At 37.4% G+C, this 17,107-nt stretch carries 10 protein-coding genes and 1 riboswitch; of the genes, 8 read left to right on the forward strand and 2 right to left on the reverse strand.

The window, feature by feature from the left end; genetic code table 11:
* Positions 1 to 15: 15 nt before the first annotated feature.
* The 5 genes from TY11_RS12465 (at position 16) to TY11_RS12485 (ending at position 10,909) form a co-directional block, all read left to right on the forward strand.
* A complete protein-coding gene (locus TY11_RS12465) occupies positions 16 to 783 on the forward strand; it encodes a PP2C family protein-serine/threonine phosphatase (RefSeq protein WP_042146630.1) in 768 nt (255 codons plus the stop codon).
* 16 nt (positions 784 to 799) lie between these two features.
* Positions 800 to 2,494 (forward strand): serine/threonine protein kinase, encoded by a 1,695-nt coding sequence (locus TY11_RS12470; RefSeq protein WP_042146633.1) that lies wholly within the window; start codon positions 800 to 802, stop codon positions 2,492 to 2,494.
* A 15-nt stretch (positions 2,495 to 2,509) separates the two neighbouring features.
* Positions 2,510 to 3,199: a hypothetical protein gene (locus TY11_RS12475; RefSeq protein ID WP_042146634.1), complete on the forward strand. Its 690-nt coding sequence runs from the start codon at positions 2,510 to 2,512 to the stop codon at positions 3,197 to 3,199.
* A 66-nt stretch (positions 3,200 to 3,265) separates the two neighbouring features.
* The gene (locus TY11_RS12480; protein ID WP_042146636.1) at positions 3,266 to 10,642 is read left to right on the forward strand and encodes an Ig-like domain repeat protein; all 7,377 of its coding nucleotides are present in this window, start codon (positions 3,266 to 3,268) and stop codon (positions 10,640 to 10,642) included.
* Positions 10,643 to 10,654: 12 nt separating this feature from the next.
* On the forward strand, positions 10,655 to 10,909 hold the full coding sequence (locus TY11_RS12485) for a zinc ribbon domain-containing protein (RefSeq protein WP_042146638.1): 255 nt from the start codon (positions 10,655 to 10,657) through the stop codon (positions 10,907 to 10,909).
* A gap of 792 nt (positions 10,910 to 11,701) precedes the next feature.
* On the opposite strand, the gene TY11_RS12490 is transcribed toward TY11_RS12485, so the two are convergent.
* The gene (locus tag TY11_RS12490) at positions 11,702 to 11,893 is read right to left on the reverse strand and encodes a hypothetical protein (RefSeq protein WP_042146640.1); all 192 of its coding nucleotides are present in this window, start codon (positions 11,891 to 11,893) and stop codon (positions 11,702 to 11,704) included.
* Positions 11,894 to 12,245: 352 nt separating this feature from the next.
* Here TY11_RS12490 and TY11_RS12495 point away from each other — a divergent pair, with 352 nt between their 5' ends.
* Positions 12,246 to 12,572 carry a PepSY domain-containing protein gene (locus TY11_RS12495; RefSeq protein ID WP_042146641.1) on the forward strand — a complete coding sequence of 109 codons (327 nt, stop codon included), beginning with the start codon at positions 12,246 to 12,248 and terminating at the stop codon, positions 12,570 to 12,572.
* A gap of 157 nt (positions 12,573 to 12,729) precedes the next feature.
* Here the strand turns inward: TY11_RS12495 and TY11_RS12500 are convergent, their stop codons facing one another.
* Positions 12,730 to 13,176 (reverse strand): ribosomal maturation YjgA family protein, encoded by a 447-nt coding sequence (locus TY11_RS12500; protein WP_042146643.1) that lies wholly within the window; start codon positions 13,174 to 13,176, stop codon positions 12,730 to 12,732.
* Positions 13,177 to 13,339: 163 nt separating this feature from the next.
* Positions 13,340 to 13,519: riboswitch (Lysine riboswitch) on the forward strand.
* Positions 13,520 to 13,718: 199 nt separating this feature from the next.
* On the opposite strand from TY11_RS12500, the gene TY11_RS12505 reads away from it, so the two are divergent.
* Both TY11_RS12505 and TY11_RS12510 read left to right on the forward strand, forming a co-directional pair.
* Entirely contained in the window at positions 13,719 to 15,116 is a 1,398-nt protein-coding gene (locus tag TY11_RS12505) for a YfcC family protein (RefSeq protein WP_042146645.1), read from the forward strand.
* 83 nt (positions 15,117 to 15,199) lie between these two features.
* Positions 15,200 to 16,360: a M20 metallopeptidase family protein gene (locus TY11_RS12510; protein WP_042146647.1), complete on the forward strand. Its 1,161-nt coding sequence runs from the start codon at positions 15,200 to 15,202 to the stop codon at positions 16,358 to 16,360.
* The last annotated feature ends 747 nt before the right edge of the window (positions 16,361 to 17,107 follow it).

Below are 17,107 nucleotides of genomic sequence, written 5' to 3' on the forward strand. Positions count from 1 at the left end.
CAAGGGGGTTTTTGTATGGATATTTTAACGGCCGTACATACCGATACAGGCTTAAGGAAAAAAAACAATGAAGATAGCATATGTTTAAAGGTTGCCGATACATCGATTGGAAAGGTTGTATTAGCTGTCATATGTGATGGTATGGGTGGTCTTTCCAAGGGAGAGGTTGCGAGCAGCATTGTTATTAATGCTTTCTCGGATTGGTTTGAACAAGAATTACCTGAACAGCTTTCCCGAGAAAATTGGAGTGATATACAGTACCGCTGGGACCGAATCATTAAGGAGCAGAACCAACGAATTGGCACTTATGGTAGAAAGATAAGGAGTAATCTAGGAACAACATTAACGGCAATGTTAGTAGTTGATTCGAAGTTTATGCTCATCGCTCATGTAGGCGATACAAGATTATATCGCTTGGATTCAGGAATCCATCAATTAACAGAGGACCAGACATTAGTTGCTAGAGAAATCAGACATGGTCGATTAACGCCAGAAGAAGCAAAGAGAGATTCACGAAGAAATGTCCTCTTACAATGTATTGGGGCTTCAAGGCTTGTAGAACCTGACTTTATTCAAGGTAGGGTAAAGGCTGGTGAGGTATATGTGCTTTGTTCCGATGGTTTTCGTCATATGATTACAGAAGAAGAAATGTATACCGCCTTCTTACCAGAAACCCTACAGGATGAAATAGAGATGGAGAAAAAAGCAAAAAGGCTGGTTGAGTTAAACAAAGAACGACAAGAAACAGATAATATTTCTGTTGTAATTGTCAAAATACTGTAAGGATGGGGAATTTGTTTTGGCAGATATCGGTTCAGTAATAGATGGTAAATATGAAATATTAAAGATGATTGGTAAGGGCGGTATGTCCAAAGTATATCTTGCCATGGATAAACGTCTTAATAAACAATGGGCAGTTAAAGAGATTGACAAGAGTGCAAGAGACAAGACGAATAATGAAGTGGTTATTCAAAGTGCCATTGCGGAAGCAAACTTAATAAAAAGACTAGACCATCCAGCACTACCCCGGATTGTAGATATTATTGATAATGGTGATGTAATTTATGTCATTATGGACTATATCGAAGGGGAGCCACTAAGTAAGGTAATTGATGAGTATGGGGCACAACCTCAAGACGTTGTGATAGATTGGGCGATGCAATTATGTGATGTGCTTGATTACTTACATACATGTGACCCACCGATTATTTACCGTGATATGAAGCCTGCTAATGTCATGCTTAGGCCGGATGGAAGTCTGAAACTTATTGACTTCGGGATTGCAAGAGAATTTAAGGAACAGAATTTAGATGATACGGTAAGTCTCGGTACGAAAGGATATGCTGCACCAGAACAATTTGGGGGTAAGGGGCAAACAGATCCTCGTACTGATGTCTACTGTCTCGGTGTTACGATGTACCACCTTGTTACAGGACATAATCCAAGTGAACCACCATACGAGCTTTATCCAATTAGAAAGTGGAATTCTAACTTATCTGGTGGTCTGGAAAAAATTATCTTAAAATGTACGCAGCTAAATCCAGATGATCGGTATCAATCCTGTGCAGAACTGTTATATGCACTAAATCATTATGAAGAAATAGATGATGCTTACAGGGCAAAACAGAAATCCCAGCTACGGAAATTTAGTGTGGTTACAGGCTTAGCTTTTTTATGTTTATTTGTTGGGATATTTGGCCAGGGAATGAAAGTTCGTACGGATAACTCGGATTACGAGTTTAATATGCAATCGGCCGGCACAGCGACAAATGATTTAAGTAAAGTAGATTATTATCTGAACGCGATTGACATTAAACCAGAAGATACAAGAGCTTACATAGAATTAATTAAAACCTTGAGAAGTGATACATCTTTCACTACAGAAGAGGAAGCAAAGTTAATGAAGAAAGTAAATCCTAATTTAGCTGCTCTCAGAGAACAAGACAATTTCGCCGAACTAGCATTCGAATTAGGGAAAAACTACTGGTATTATTACGATTATGGTAAATCTGAAACAACGGACAATCAAATTACTAGAATGACAAACTCTATCCGGTGGTTTGAAGATGTAGAAGAATATTGGACAAATGATATTAAAAATGTTGACCTTCAAATGGCAACTATTTATCGAGAAATTGGAGAATTCAACAAGGATATTAATCTCCATATAGAAGAAGCTTCCGATAAAGGAAAATATCAAGAATACTGGAAGCCATTGAAAGCGTTAGTCATAAAAATTTCAGATAACCCAGATGAAAATGAAATTGTAAAACTAGAACTCTACCGAATGGCCATGAATTCTATTGAAACGTATGCTAGAAAGTTTAAAGCGGATGGGGTAGAGGAAGCAGATATTCGTTCTGTTTTTGAAACGATAACAGAAGGAACAAAACAAGTTTCCGTTACAACCGATAAGACAGAAGCGATGAAAGAAGATATTATGAACCGGATTCTAACAACTGAAAAGGCAATTGATAATGCATTTGAAAGTTAAGTGGGAGGGATATGGATGGATGCAGCAGCATGGCAGATTGTTTCTATAGTTGGCTATTCCCTTTCAGGAATACTATTTATTATAGTCATTATTATGTTTTTCAAAATGAATATTCGAGCGGTTTACGGGGATTTGAGTGGGAAAAATGCCAAAAAACATATCCAGGCAATCAGGGAACAATCTGGTAAAAAAGTATATAGACGCTATGAACCTAGTCCATATAATTTAGATCGCGGAGAATTAACCGAGCCAATACCGAAATCTAAAAGACTATGGAAAACTGGGAAGATGAGAAAAACTGGCCCCATGAAGAGTGAAGGTATAGATGGAAGTAGACAAACTGGAAACATCGCCACATCTAGGAAATTAGAACGTATGAAAGTAGGGGCAACCCCAGTTCCATCAACATATATGGTAACTAAGAAGCAGTTGGACGAAACCGAGTTGCTAATTGACGAGACGGAACTTCTACTAGATGAAACAGAGCTGTTGGTAGACGAAACTCAAGTTTTAGCGGATGAGACTCAGTTGTTAAATGATGGTACACAAATATTAGTAGATGACGATGAGACGGTGTTGTTAGGGAACACAGATGAGTTGTACCCAGAAGATCGTCCTAAGAGAAGAGAAATTAGTTTTACTATGGTGAAGGATATGAAGATTACGCATACAGACGAAACAATTAGTGATGATGTAAGAGATTAAGGGATTAGAACAATGGGGTTAAATTATGTTTGTTGTCACGAGAGTAAGAATGAGGAGGGGAAATAAATGAAAGCGAAGAATAAGCTAAGGTTAAATCGTGTGATGTCTATTATTCTAGTCTTTATGCTACTTTCTTACTATGTACCGATAGGATTGTTGGTTGCAACGGCTGAGGGGACTGCGGAAAATACTGAGGAACCTGGTGTGTTTACTTTGGAGATTGTAGAAAACGGTGAGGTTGAGGGTGAAACTGTTGCTATAGCAGGTGCCACTGTTGAGGCCAGCAATACGGATGGAATAGTAAAGGATTCTGGTGTAACAGACGATAACGGTATCGTTAAGTTTTCGAAAATTACTAATGCGGACTTACAAGGGAATAATACGTTTGATTTTGTTGTAACTCAAAATGGGGAAGAGAAGACCTTTAGTATAGTTGTTAAGGATAGTTCCACGGAGTACTACAAATACAATTGGACTTCAGGGCAGCATGAAATTGTGGAAATAGGTCCAGATCCTGGTTCAGACCCTGAACCAAATCCAGAACCTGAAACGACTTTTGAAGTAACTGTAGATACTTCTTCAAGTTCAGGTTCTGGTATTGTAACAATTGGTGATGAGGAATACGTGAATCCGCTTAAAATTAAAGATGGTGACAGTATCGTAGTTAATATAACACCACATGACAACTCTGAGATTGAATCGATAATAATTGGTGGAGTAGAAAAAGATATACCCGATGAGGGAAGTTTTGAAGAAACTATCCAGGTTACTGCAGATACATTAATTGACGTGAACTTTGCGAAAAAGATTTACTCTATAAGTTTTTCTAGTTATGAAAATGGAACAGTCGAAGATGAAATTGGTAATGTTATCGATGCAGCTGAAGGCAAAATTACGGCAAGCCATGGAACTAATCCATCATTTACCGTCATTCCAAATACAGGGTTTCATATAGATGAGATTATAATTGATGGGGAAGAGTTTGACTTTTTAGATAAACTTTTGGATGATGGTAGTTTTGAACATAGTTTTCCTAATATAGATAAAGACCATTCGGTTGAAATCTCATTCGCTATTAATAAATACCAGATTACTACTAGTGTGAATGGTGAAAATGGTACCATAAATCCGGAACTTTTAGAAGTTGAACATGATGAAAATGGTGAAGTCACAATCGAAATTACACCGGATGAAGACTACCAAATTAAGTCTCTAACAGATAATACTGTTTCTGTAGTAGATGCTGTTCTACAAGAAGATGGGACTTACTTCTATGAAATAGTTGGTATTGTTGAAAACCACAATATTGTGGTTGAATTTGAAGAAATTACTCCCGCTAAGCAACCTTGGGAGGAATATGTATCGATTGAAGTAATCGATTCTACAGGGAAACTAATAGACTTTGATGCTAGTAAAAATATATATATTTATTCAAATGATGCCCGGGTAAGGATTAAACCATTGGATTCTAAGGCAATGATAAAGCTCAATGGTCAATGGGGTTTCTGGAATTGGAAGAAAGAAGTAATAATTGATGAGAATACAACCATCAAGGAAATAGAAATAGGTAAGGGGATGAGAAAGGAAAAGATATCCTTCGATCCTAATTTTCTAATTCATTTCGATGAACAACAGCCTGAAATAAGTGAAGTTTCACTAGCTGGTTCACATGAAGTTACCATTGATAATACTGTTTGGTTCAGTGGTGGGGTAACGGTAACAGGTAAAGCTAAAGATGTTGAGCAAACTTTCGAAGAGAATGATTTTACTTATTCTCCTGAAATTGTAAATGTTTATTATGCCAAGGGAGAGTACTCTCCTGATAATGGAACAGAAGCAACATTTGATAAAACAACCAATACGTTTGAATTTATGATCCCAGAAGAAGAGTACAGCGGAATTTATAGTATTTGGGCAGAAGACGAAGCCGGAAATGTAACCGTACAACCAGTAGATGTAAATATTGATAAAACAGTACCGTCATTAATCAATGGGGAAGCCGTAACATTCGAACAAGTGAATAGTAATAATATGTCAGAATTTATTAACTTCCTTTCATTCGGAACATTCTTTAATAAAGAAGTTGAAATTACTGTTCGAGCAGAGGATAAGGGTGCTGGAATTGAATCCATCGATTTAAAGGCAACTGGAAGTGAAGAGACAGTAGATATTGAAAAAGGCGAGTTTACTAGGAAAGGATCGACTGCCACACAGATATTTACGATTGATAAGGAGGAATTCACTGGTTCTTTATCTGTTGTGTTAACTGATCGAACGAACAATACATCCGAACCATACCTGATAACTAAAGATAATTCCAATATTGATGCGGATAATAACGGAATTATTATGATTGAAAAAGTAGATCCTACAGCTGATATTTATCTGACTTCAGGAACTACGGGGGCTGAGTTGGAAGATGGGCAGGAGTTTAATCAAGATGTTTCATTAAATATAGATGCAGAAGATACGGATTCGGGGTTAAACGAGGTTGTTATATCGGTGAATGGTGAGGAAATTGATTCTCATACTTATCATTCGGAGCAAACCAACCAGGCAACGTATACAATTTCCACAGATGCCATGGATAGTGATAATGGGAAGTTTACCGTATCGGTCTATGTGATTGATAATGCTGGAAATACATCAACAACAGAAAAGACCGTTTATGTGGATAAATCAAGCCCGGTTATTAAGGGGATTTACTTAGAAACTACTGACGGTAACGAACGGAAAGTTATTGATGAGGAAGATATCCTAGAAGATTATGTAGAACAAACGGAATATGGCTACTACTTTAAAAAGGACCTTGTGGTTACCGTTGTTGCAGAAGATCAAGTAGTTTCTGGTGAGCATACTAGTGGTGTTGAGTCTATGGTAGTGTATCTAAAAGACGCAGAAGGAAAATATTATGCTGTGTTAGAAGATGGCTCGATAGAACTACTTGGAGATAGTGGAGCAATATATCAAATTACTCCAATACCAACTGAAAGTGAAGTCTCTTTTGAAGTACCTGCTTCATTTAAAGGGGAAATCGTAGCAAAGGCTACCGATCCTGTCGGGAATACAGGTGCTTTCGAATCGGCACAAGGTACCATCGTGGAAAGTCCTGAACAACATAGTCAAGAAGAACATATTGCCTTTTCAAAGGCTGGAACAACGTACAAAGATAACCAAGGTGTTGATCTCTATAATGAAGATCAACCTGTCGAATTAACGGTAACAGATACGTATTCAGGGATTGCGAAGATCGAATGGTCGGTAGAAGCCCCACATGACACAGATAAAAATCAATATGGCAGTTTAACGATTAATAATGATAAATCCTATGGAAATGGAAGTAATTCATCCGGATGGGTACAATCCCAAATCGACCATAACCTTGTAACCGAAATGAAGAAAACAATAAACGTAAACCATAATAGTAATGACATTGTGGTCCGCGTCAAAATGACAGATAGAGCGGGGAATACTTCGGAGGAAGAACTCAAGTTAAGTATTGATAAGACAGCTCCAGAATTAGAGATTGAGTATGATAATAATACGCCTGATGAAGAAAATGGGGACATTTATGATCAAAGCCGAACTGCTACCATTACCATTACAGAGCGTAACTTTAACCCGGAAGATGTCCAATACGAAATTACTAATACTGGTGGAGATATTCCAGTATTTAGTGAATGGACAAAAGTGGAACCTGAAGAAGGAGAACATCCTGATAAAACAAAACATATTGCAACCATTGCATTTACTGGCGACGGGGATTATAACTTTAGTATTTCTTATACAGACAGTGCGAGTAATCCTGCTCCAGAGGTGGAAGACCAAACATTTACCATTGACCAAAGTGCCCCTGAGGTAAGTGTAACTTATGACAATAATGATGTTGCAAATGGTAACTACTATAATGAAAAAAGAATTGCAACGATTACCGTGACGGAACATAATTTTGATCCAAACCGTGTAGAGATTAGTGGATCTACTACGATTATTGGTGAGTCTATAGAAGCCCTTCCACCTTTAAGTGAATGGAGTTCAGACGGAGATGTTCACCAAGCCACTATCGTCTTTGAAGAAGATGCACTGTATCATTATGATTTTGTGGTTAGCGATACGGCTGGGAATACATCCGAAGACTTTGAAGCGGAGGAGTTTTATATTGATAAAACGAACGCTAAATTGATCGATGGTGAGGCAGTAACGTTTGAACAGAAAAATGATGGTAACATTGCAAAGGTATTAAACTTCCTAACCTTTGGTACCTTCTTTAACAAGGAAGTCCATATTACTGTTCAGACCCAAGATGAAACATCTGGTATTGAAGAAATAGAGCTTAAAACAACGGAAGGTCAGCCAGTTAATCAAGATGATATTTCTATTAGTGAAGATGAATTGACAGGGGAAGCAGTTTTCGTTCTAGATGTAGATAATTTTGATGCTGCTTTTGAAGTAGATATTACAGACTTAGCACATAACGTAGGCACTTATCCTGTTACAGAGGGAAATTCTAATATAGTTTCTAATACAAACTCTAACATTGTAGTTGAAAAGAAAAAACCTAAGGTATCAATCGATGTTAAACCAGATAAAGGAGTTAAATCCTATAAGAACCAATACAATGGTGACGTAACATTTGAAATTACTGCAGAGGATGTAGATTCTGGTATCAACACCGTCATCATTGATGTCAATGGAAAGAAATATGAGTATGACTACTCGGATTTAGATGAAATGCAGCAAAAGCCAGATGCTTATCGGATCAATACGAATCACAAAGATATTGTAGGGAATGAAGATGGTTCCTATCTGGTATCGGTATCTGTAGTGGATAATGCCGGAAATGAGAATGAAGCGGAAACCAAAATCTATATCGACAAAACCAAACCAATCATCACGAACTATGCATTCTCTGTAAAAGGTAAGAACGGTTTTGTTAAAGTTGATGAAACCGATCAATTTAAGAAGTCCCTTGAATTAACAGAGTATGGTTATTACTTTAAAGAGCCAACCCAGGTGAAAATCAGTGGGAAAGATCCGAAAGTAGATAAACAGTTTACTAGTAATCTGAAGACTATAACGGTTTATTTAAGAGACCATGAAAATGGAAAATACTATGCAGCTCTAAAAGATGGTTCCCTAAAGGAAATCAAAGAATCAGAGATTACTAGTATTACTCCTATCCCAACCAAAAACAGTGTAACCGTTAATGTACCGAAAGCATTTAAGGGACAAATTTTTGCACAGGCTACCGACTACGTCCATAATATAAGTCCTTATATCGCACCGAACGGTATGGTTGTAGAAAATAATGCTCAGCATAACAAAGAGACACATATCAAACTTGATCGAGCGAAAGCACCATTTAAAGATAATAATGGGGTAGATCTCTATTCGAACAATGTAAATGTCGAATTAACGGTAACCGATACTTATTCTGGAATTGAGGAAATTGAATGGACTGTCGTTGCCCCTTACGATACAGGTAACAACCAAAGTGGTAAGCTAAAGCTGAATAATGATAAAACGTACGCAGATGGTAGTAATACACAAGGCTGGAAACAGACTAGAACTCAATTAAACCTGGTAACAGAAATGAAGAAAACAATAGCGGTCGATCACAATAGTAATGATATTAAGGTTAGAGTGAAAATGACAGATAGAGCGGGTCATACGTCTGAAGAGGAAATTACATTTAGTATTGATAAGACATCTCCTTCGATAGATGTTACGTATGATAATAATTCGCCAGATCCACAGCACCAAGATTATTATAAAGAAAATCGAACGGCAACCATTACTATAACAGAACGAAACTTTAAACCGGAAGATGTTATACATGTAATTACAAACACAGATAATGTCATTCCAACACTAAATGGTTGGTCCAGTCGTAAAAATAGTAATAATCCAGACTTAACGACGCATACTGCAACAATTACGTATAGTGCAGATGGGGACTATACATTCGATATTCAATATACGGATAATGCAGGGAATAAGGCGGCACCTGTTGCACAGGATTCCTTTACGATTGATAAAACGAAACCTGTGATTAATGTGTCTTATGATACGGATGATGCGATGAACGAAAATTACTATAATACAGCAAGAACCGCAACTATATCCGTAACAGAGCATAACTTTGATCCAAGTCGTATTGAAGTTATTGGAACAGCATTCCATGACGGAGAAGTAGTGAATTTTCCAAGCTTAAGTGGTTGGACTAGAAATGGAGATGTTCATACAGCATCCATTGTATACAGTAATGACGCCTTGTATAGATTTGATATTGACTATACGGATATGGCAGGAAATGTTGCGGATGATTTTTCACCACAGGAATTCCATGTTGATCAAACGGAACCGGAATTAACTATTATAGGTGTTGAGGATATGTCAGCTAATAATGGTGAAGTCGCTCCGATTATTAGATATTCTGATACCAACTTTGACCCAGATTCAGTTAAGATTGAGCTAACCGGCTCCAATCGTGGGGAAGTTAAAATTGAAGGAGAATATTCAGGCCGAAACAATGGCCAGGTGTTTATCTTTGATGATTTCGCAAGAACAAAGGAGAATGATGATCTTTACACCTTAACGGCAACACTGGTTGACCTAGCTGGAAACGAAACTACCGAAGAAATTCGATTTTCCGTAAACCGTTTTGGTTCTGTTTATGCCTTTGATGATTCGTTAGATGCCCTTGTAGGTAAATATGTTCAAAAAGAACAGGATATTATCGTAACTGAAACCAATGTAAACAGTCTAGATAAGGATTCTATTTCCTTAAAAATGACGCACAATGGTTCACCTACTGACTTAGTAGTTGGAGAAGATTATACGATTAGTGAGACAGGTGGAGAAGATAAGTGGAGTCAATACACGTATACGATCCACAAAGAGCTTTTTACTGGTGATGGTCGATATACGATTGCTTTCTACTCAGAAGACGCTGCTGGGAATACCAATGAGAATATTGATGAAACTAAAAAAGCAGAAATCTCATTTGGAATTGATAAGACAAATCCAGTAGTTGTTCCGATTGATATTGAAGATGGGGAGCAATATGCAGTAGATAGTAAAACAGCAACGATTTCTATCAAGGACAATCTTGTTTTAGATCAAGTAAAGATTAACCTAAATAACGAAGAAATCAACTTTGTGGAAGATGGGGAAAATTATACATTTGTCATTCCGAACTCCAATTCGACCCAGGAAGTAACTATCCTAGCAACTGATGCTGCTGGAAACGAAATAACAACCGAAGTGAAGGATTTTCTTGTCACAACCAACCTGTTAGTTCGTTGGTATAATAATACTCCATTATTTATCGGTTCTCTTGGAGGTGTTGGTGTCATCGGCGTGGCTTTAGCTGCATTCTTCCTTTATAGAAAGAAAAACAATGTTTCGAATGAAGTAGAAATGGAAGAAAAGGCAGGGTAAGGAGGAAGACATTTGTTTGAAGAATTAACATCACTTACAAATCTTCTAATTTTGGCAAGTTTAATCGTGAATGTCATCACCTTACTTGTCGTGTTAAGTTATCAATCAAATGTAAAAAAGAAAGAAAAACATGTTCCTGCACCGAAGGCTACCAAAATGTACCCACAGCAATCAGCTATTGAAGTAGGAGTGGTGTTTTGTCGTAACTGTGGCAATCAATATGAATCAACGGAAAAAGTATGTCCTAGTTGTAGAACACCTAGATAGGAGTACATGAGACTTCTGATTACATTAGAATAAGGTTGTTATGAAGAGAAGGGAGTTGCTTGAAGCGCAACTCCCTTTTATTATGTCGTATATTTGATGGACTAGTTTTGGTCACTATGGAAACTTTTAGAATGTGCGCGAGATAGAACCAGAGTCACGCGGGAGCTAGGGAAAATCACGCGTGATAGAGTTAGAGTCGCGCACGGAATCCGAAAAGTCGCGAGGCGGGAGCTCTGTGGCACGCGAATCTACTTTTTACGCGCGAGTTACAGCCATGTTCTCGCGAGAATAGGAACAGGTGGTGCGAATTTGATAGGTTGCCGAGCGTCTGCCACCTGTTCACTAGAATACATAAATATTCAAATTTAAACCTGACTTACAAACGACAATATAGTCTGGTCAATTTGTATCCATACAATAGTAAGTAGTAAGACAAAATAATTATACAAAAAAACAAACTCATCTAAAAAGAAGAGATGCAAGATATTGGGGCTTAATAAAGCTATGCTAGTAAGGCTACCGTGCAAATAACTCTGTACGATTCCTTGTCCATAGAATGGAAGTGTTTTTATGAAATTTATCCATAAATTCTTACACTCCTATTATTTCATGCTATTTAAAGATTGTATCTGTCCGAAGTACCGGATAAAATTACAGAAGCGTATGCTGTACCATGGTTTGAAGCTCTAGAAAAAGTTGGTTTTATGCAAAAACTTTTTCCGAATTTAAGGTTAATATAAAAAAATGAAGGAGTTCATCCATGCTCATGCATAGTTGACCTCCTATTTGATGTCAAAATTGTCTTTTCTTAAAATCTAATTCCATCCAAACTGACATTCTGCCACCATTGTTTGATGTAGAAGTTTTGATGATTCTAGCCCCTCCACGCTCTGCATAGGATTCAATTTCTTGTAATTCTTCCCTACTGTACACTGAACGGCAAATTTGAATTGCTTTTCTACTTTGCAAGCTTTGAACACACATCGTTTTCCCCTCCGTAAAAGATCGTGGGCTAAATCCCTTAACAGTATATTTATTCATTCTCTCTATATTTTTGTTCTATTACATGAACTAATGCTTACCCACTGAAAAATTAGTAGTATTTATTTTATGTGTGGGTAGCTTGTTTCATGATTACTAGTTTGTAGGGTGTATCTGCATAGTAGTGCCTGTCACTCCTCCGAATATGCTCGGAAATTATCGAAAGATATTGGGTGTGATAAGAAGTTTTATGTGAAAATTCAATACAGTTGCAAATGGCTTCTTCTTATTGTTTTTACGCATTTTCATACTATGTTAAAATGGATTAAAATGCAGAAAAATTGAGGGATACATTTTGGGAACTAAATCTAGCAAAACGCCATGGATCATTATTCTTGTTTTAACTGCTATTCTAGTTATTGGTCTACTAGCGACTCAACCGATATCTAAAGATGAAGCAATTGAAATCGCAAAGGAATTAGCGCCAGATGAATATACAAAAGTTGAATTTATTGAGTTCATTCCAATGAATGAAACAGAATTTGGCGGAGATATCTGGCACATTCAATTAGAGAACAAAGAAGCGGACAAGGCTATATTAAAGATTAATGCAAGGAATGGGAATATGATAGAAGGAAAAATCGAGGACGGAGAAACTGGGGAAGTATTAGATGCCTTATAAGTGACTGTCCCAAGGCTTTTTTGGTGCCTGTCATACCCCGAAGTTTGTTCCTTTTTGTCAAATGGGTAACGTGGAATATCTGTTAAATAATACCAATTTATTAAAGCTCCCAATCTTAACTGGCTCTGAGCCACCTAGTATTGGGAGTTTTAATTTCCTAACTAGAAAATAATTTACTGGACCAAATCAGTACGACCTTATCTATGATGACAGCAATAAGAATCCCTATTGAATACCGTACGAGGTCAATAAAAAGAAAACCCCTACCTAGAATTAATGCGCCAAGTGAATGACTACGAATCTGATTAATCCATTCTTCCTGGTATAATTGACTGAATTCAATTCCGTAGCTAAATAGGAAGCTAAGGATAACAACCTTTATCATATTTCCACGAACAAGAAATAAACGGAATCCAAAATAGACCATCATGGCCCAGAGTGCATCACCGGAATGATTCGCGATAAACTCGGGGAGGTGATAGCCATATTTTCTACTGGCCAAGCCAAATAGGATGGTTATTATAATAGCTATTCCGTAAACTATTTTCAGATATCGATAATCTGGGTTTTCTGAAACTTTAATAGTTTTATGGTAAGAATTCATAGGAATCACTCATTATCTAGTATGGTATATGTAAACTATACATATAGCTTTGGGATTGGGCAAGACAAGTTACATATTTTATTTTTACAGTATCTCTTGACAAATTGATAGATTCTGATAATATTTATTATTGTATTTCAATTTCATATTGAACCTTGTCATTCGATGAGGTAGAGGTGCGAGTAGTATGAGTAAGCAATCGGAGTATGACATCGATGAGGATTGCCGAAAGGATTATTTGCCGAAGCGTAATGAAGGTCAAATTCTTTACTGCTGGGATGCTTTCTGAAAAAGGAGCATACTGTCATGCAATTTAACAAGTGCATGGAGAACTACTGATCAGGATGGAGGATAACGTATTGTATCTAGAGACTATGTTAGGTTATTTTCCTATCGTTGTCTTTTTTTGTTTTTTTAGGAGTTCTAATACATCGGGCCCGGGTATTGGATTCACCTGTAGAAACAAGAGATCTTCAACATACATACTTCTCCAAGTTTTCTATGCACACCCAGAAAGTTAAACACAGAAAGGGATGTGCATCATGAGTACACAAAAAGAAAAATCACGGAAAAAATTTGAATTTCCACATAGTTTTATTATTTTATTTGGATTAATGGTGATTACCGCTGTTCTGACGTATATTATTCCGGCGGGACAATATGAACGAACTGTTGATGACCATGGCCGTTCCATCGTTTTAGATGGAACCTATCAAACAATGGAAGCTAGCCCAACTGGGTTTATGCAATTATTTGAATCGTTACATCTTGGAATGGTAGATGCAGCAGGTATTATTTTCTTTATATTTATTGTTGGTGGGGCTTTTGGTATCTTAACAGCTACAAAAACAATTGAAGCTGCCTTTGGGACGCTTACCAATAAATTGAATGGAAAAGAAATCTTAATTATCCCCTTTATTATGATATTCTTGGCAATTTGTGGCGGCACATGGGGAATGGCAGAGGAAGTAATCCCATTTATTCTAATTGCCGTGCCGCTAGCAATAAGATTAGGTTTTGATTCCATTACAGGTACAGCGATGATCATTGTCGGGGTTTATGCCGGCTTTGGTGCTGCGTTTATGAATCCTTTTACTGTAGGAGTTGCACAAGGAATTGCTGGGTTACCGACATTCTCTGGAATGGGTGTTCGATTTGTATTTTGGTTGATTTTTGTTGGGGTAACCATTGCTTATGTCATGCTTTATGCTAGAAAAGTTAAAAAGGATCCAGCGAGAAGCATCATGTATGCTGCTGATCAAAAGCGTGAAGTAAGTGGTGGTGTTGAACAGCAAACTTTAACCAAAAGACAGATTACTATATTACTAGTGCTAGGACTTACCTTAGTTGGGTTAGCATTGGGTGTTATATTAGAAGGTTGGTATATTACAGAAATTGCTGCTCTTTTCATAATTATGGGGATAGTGGTTGGAATTATTGCGAAATTTAAAATGAATGAAATGGCCGGTGCATTTTTAAAAGGCTGTGAAGAAATGGTACAGGGCGCATTAATTGTGGGTTTTGCCTATGGTGTGTTACGGATTTTACAAGACTCCAATACGATTGACACTGTACTATACCATGTCTCCAATGCCGTTGCTGATCTACCGACTGCATTAGCTGCAATCGGTATGTTCGGTGTTCAAAGTCTATTAAACTTTATCGTTCCATCTGGAAGCGGACAAGCAGCAATAAGTATGCCAATTATGGCACCACTTGGTGATTTAGTGGGCGTTAGCCGCCAAACAGCAGTACTTGCATTTCAATATGGCGATGGAATCTCTAATGCTTTCACACCAACAGCTGGAGTACTAATGGCCTCCCTAGCCCTTGCCAAAATTCCATGGATTAAATGGATGAAATGGATATTTCCATTAATATTAATTCAATATGCATTAGGAGCAATATTTGTAATGGTAGCACACTTGTTTATTTGGTAGGGACATGGGGTCAGAAAAGGTGTCCCAGTAAAATATGTAATGGGACAGGAAAACTGACCCTCTGTCCCAGGAGGTAATGTAGTATGTTAGCTAAAATGTTTAATAGATTAGAAGATATTTATCCTGAGTTAGTGGAAATTCGTCGTGATTTTCATATGTATCCAGAACTTTCTAATACGGAAGTAGATACACCGAAAAAGATTGCGGCGTACTTGGAAGGGCTTGGATTAGAAGTACGGACTGAAGTAGGTGGAAGGGGTGTTGTTGCTACACTGCGAGGTGGCAAGCCAGGAAAAACTGTTGCCTTTCGTGCAGACTTTGACGCGTTACCAATTCAAGAGGAGACAGATGTCCCATTTAAATCTCGTGTTCCTGGGGTTATGCACGCATGTGGTCATGACCTGCACACTGCATCATTATTAGGGGTTGCCAAAGTCCTAACGGAGTTTCAAGATGAAGTTCCTGGTACGGTTAAATTTATTCACCAATTTGCCGAGGAAGTTACTCCGGGAGGTGCAGAACCGATGATTAAAGATGGAGCCTTAGATGGTGTGGAAGTCATGTATGGTGCTCATGTTATGTCAACGGAAGATTTCGGTACGGTTAGTATTAAAGAGGGATATTTTTCTGCTGCACAGGATGATTTTAACATCACGATATATGGCAAAGGTGGTCATGGGAACCAACCACATTTAACGATTGACCCACTTGTAACTGGAAGTCAATTAGTAGTCAATCTGCAGCAAATCATAAGTCGCCGTGTCAACCCATTACAAGGAGCTGCTTTAACGGTTGGATCGTTTCATAGTGGTGAAGGCAATAATATTATTCCAGATACTGCTGTAATTAAGGGAACCGTTCGTACATTTGATGAGGAAGCACGTACTGTTATTGAAGAAGCCTTGAAAAGTGTAACACAATCCACTTGTGCTGCGAATGGGGCAGGAGTTGAATTGGAATATATTAAAGATTGTCCATCCATTTATAATAATCCTGAGGAAACAAAGAGAGTAATGGAAGTAGCAATAGGATTATTTAATGAGGAAAATGTAATAACAGATGCCCCGATGATGGGAAGCGAAGATTTTGCTTATTATACTAAGGAAGTCCCTAGTGTTTACTTTACTATAGGGGGCAGAAACGAAGAAATAAATGCTGTTTACCCACACCATCATCCGAAATTTAATATCGATGAACGAGCAATATTAAACATTGGAAAAATGTTTATTTCGTTAGCAATGTAGGGTAGGGTGCCTGTCACTCCTCGATATAACTCGATTCATGTCGAATAAATAAAGCTATTTGATTCATTACGTGTGAAGGACTTCATACTGATTTGAGTCATATAGCTTTTTACTTTTGCGAAATGTAATTTTAGGGATAATTTCATGGTTAAAATTCTAAATACGTAACGATTATTTGATTTTGTGATTGCACTTTTTATGAAAATGTCTGTATTTGGTGACTTAATTCATAATTTTATAGTTTTGACGCCCTTACGCAAATAGGCTATTTTAAGAATGAATAATCAAAAGGAGGAGTTCTACATTGCCAAGAAAGAAAAGAATATGGATGCCAAACGCGTTCTATCACATTGTTTGCAGAGGAAATAGACGAGATGCCCTCTTTATGGATGAGGGTGATTATAAAACCTTTTTATACTTACTCCGAACAATCCCCAGAAACCCCCTTGTAAACTTGCTTCATATTGTCCTATGAGCAATCACTTTCACTTACCATAACTGTTCAAGGATCAACCAATTTCCATGGTGATGTCACTTATGAATAAAGATACGAGGATTATTATAATACAAATTACAAATTTAGTGGTCATAAGAAGGTATTAGGATTAAATAGTCGAGTCCGGTATAGGAATGTTAAAAGTCAGCAGATACAGACACCTAAATCCAGTTAAAGCAAAGGTGTTAGAAAGACCAGAGCAATCCCTTGGAGTAATTACCGGTATGAATAGGTTAGGAAATGAGATGTTG

The organism is Paucisalibacillus algeriensis (assembly GCF_000577245.1).
Classification (GTDB): Bacteria; Bacillota; Bacilli; order Bacillales; family Amphibacillaceae; genus Ornithinibacillus.

Coding starts and splice junctions, on each gene's coding strand:
- TY11_RS12480 (WP_042146636.1), top strand. CDS start 3,266: ATGAAAGCGAAGAATAAGCTAAGGTTAAATCGTGTGATGTCTATTATT.
- TY11_RS12475 (WP_042146634.1), top strand. CDS start 2,510: ATGGATGCAGCAGCATGGCAGATTGTTTCTATAGTTGGCTATTCCCTT.
- TY11_RS12490 (WP_042146640.1), bottom strand. CDS start 11,893: ATGTGTGTTCAAAGCTTGCAAAGTAGAAAAGCAATTCAAATTTGCCGT.
- TY11_RS12500 (WP_042146643.1), bottom strand. CDS start 13,176: ATGAATTCTTACCATAAAACTATTAAAGTTTCAGAAAACCCAGATTAT.
- TY11_RS12465 (WP_042146630.1), top strand. CDS start 16: ATGGATATTTTAACGGCCGTACATACCGATACAGGCTTAAGGAAAAAA.
- TY11_RS12510 (WP_042146647.1), top strand. CDS start 15,200: ATGTTAGCTAAAATGTTTAATAGATTAGAAGATATTTATCCTGAGTTA.
- TY11_RS12505 (WP_042146645.1), top strand. CDS start 13,719: ATGAGTACACAAAAAGAAAAATCACGGAAAAAATTTGAATTTCCACAT.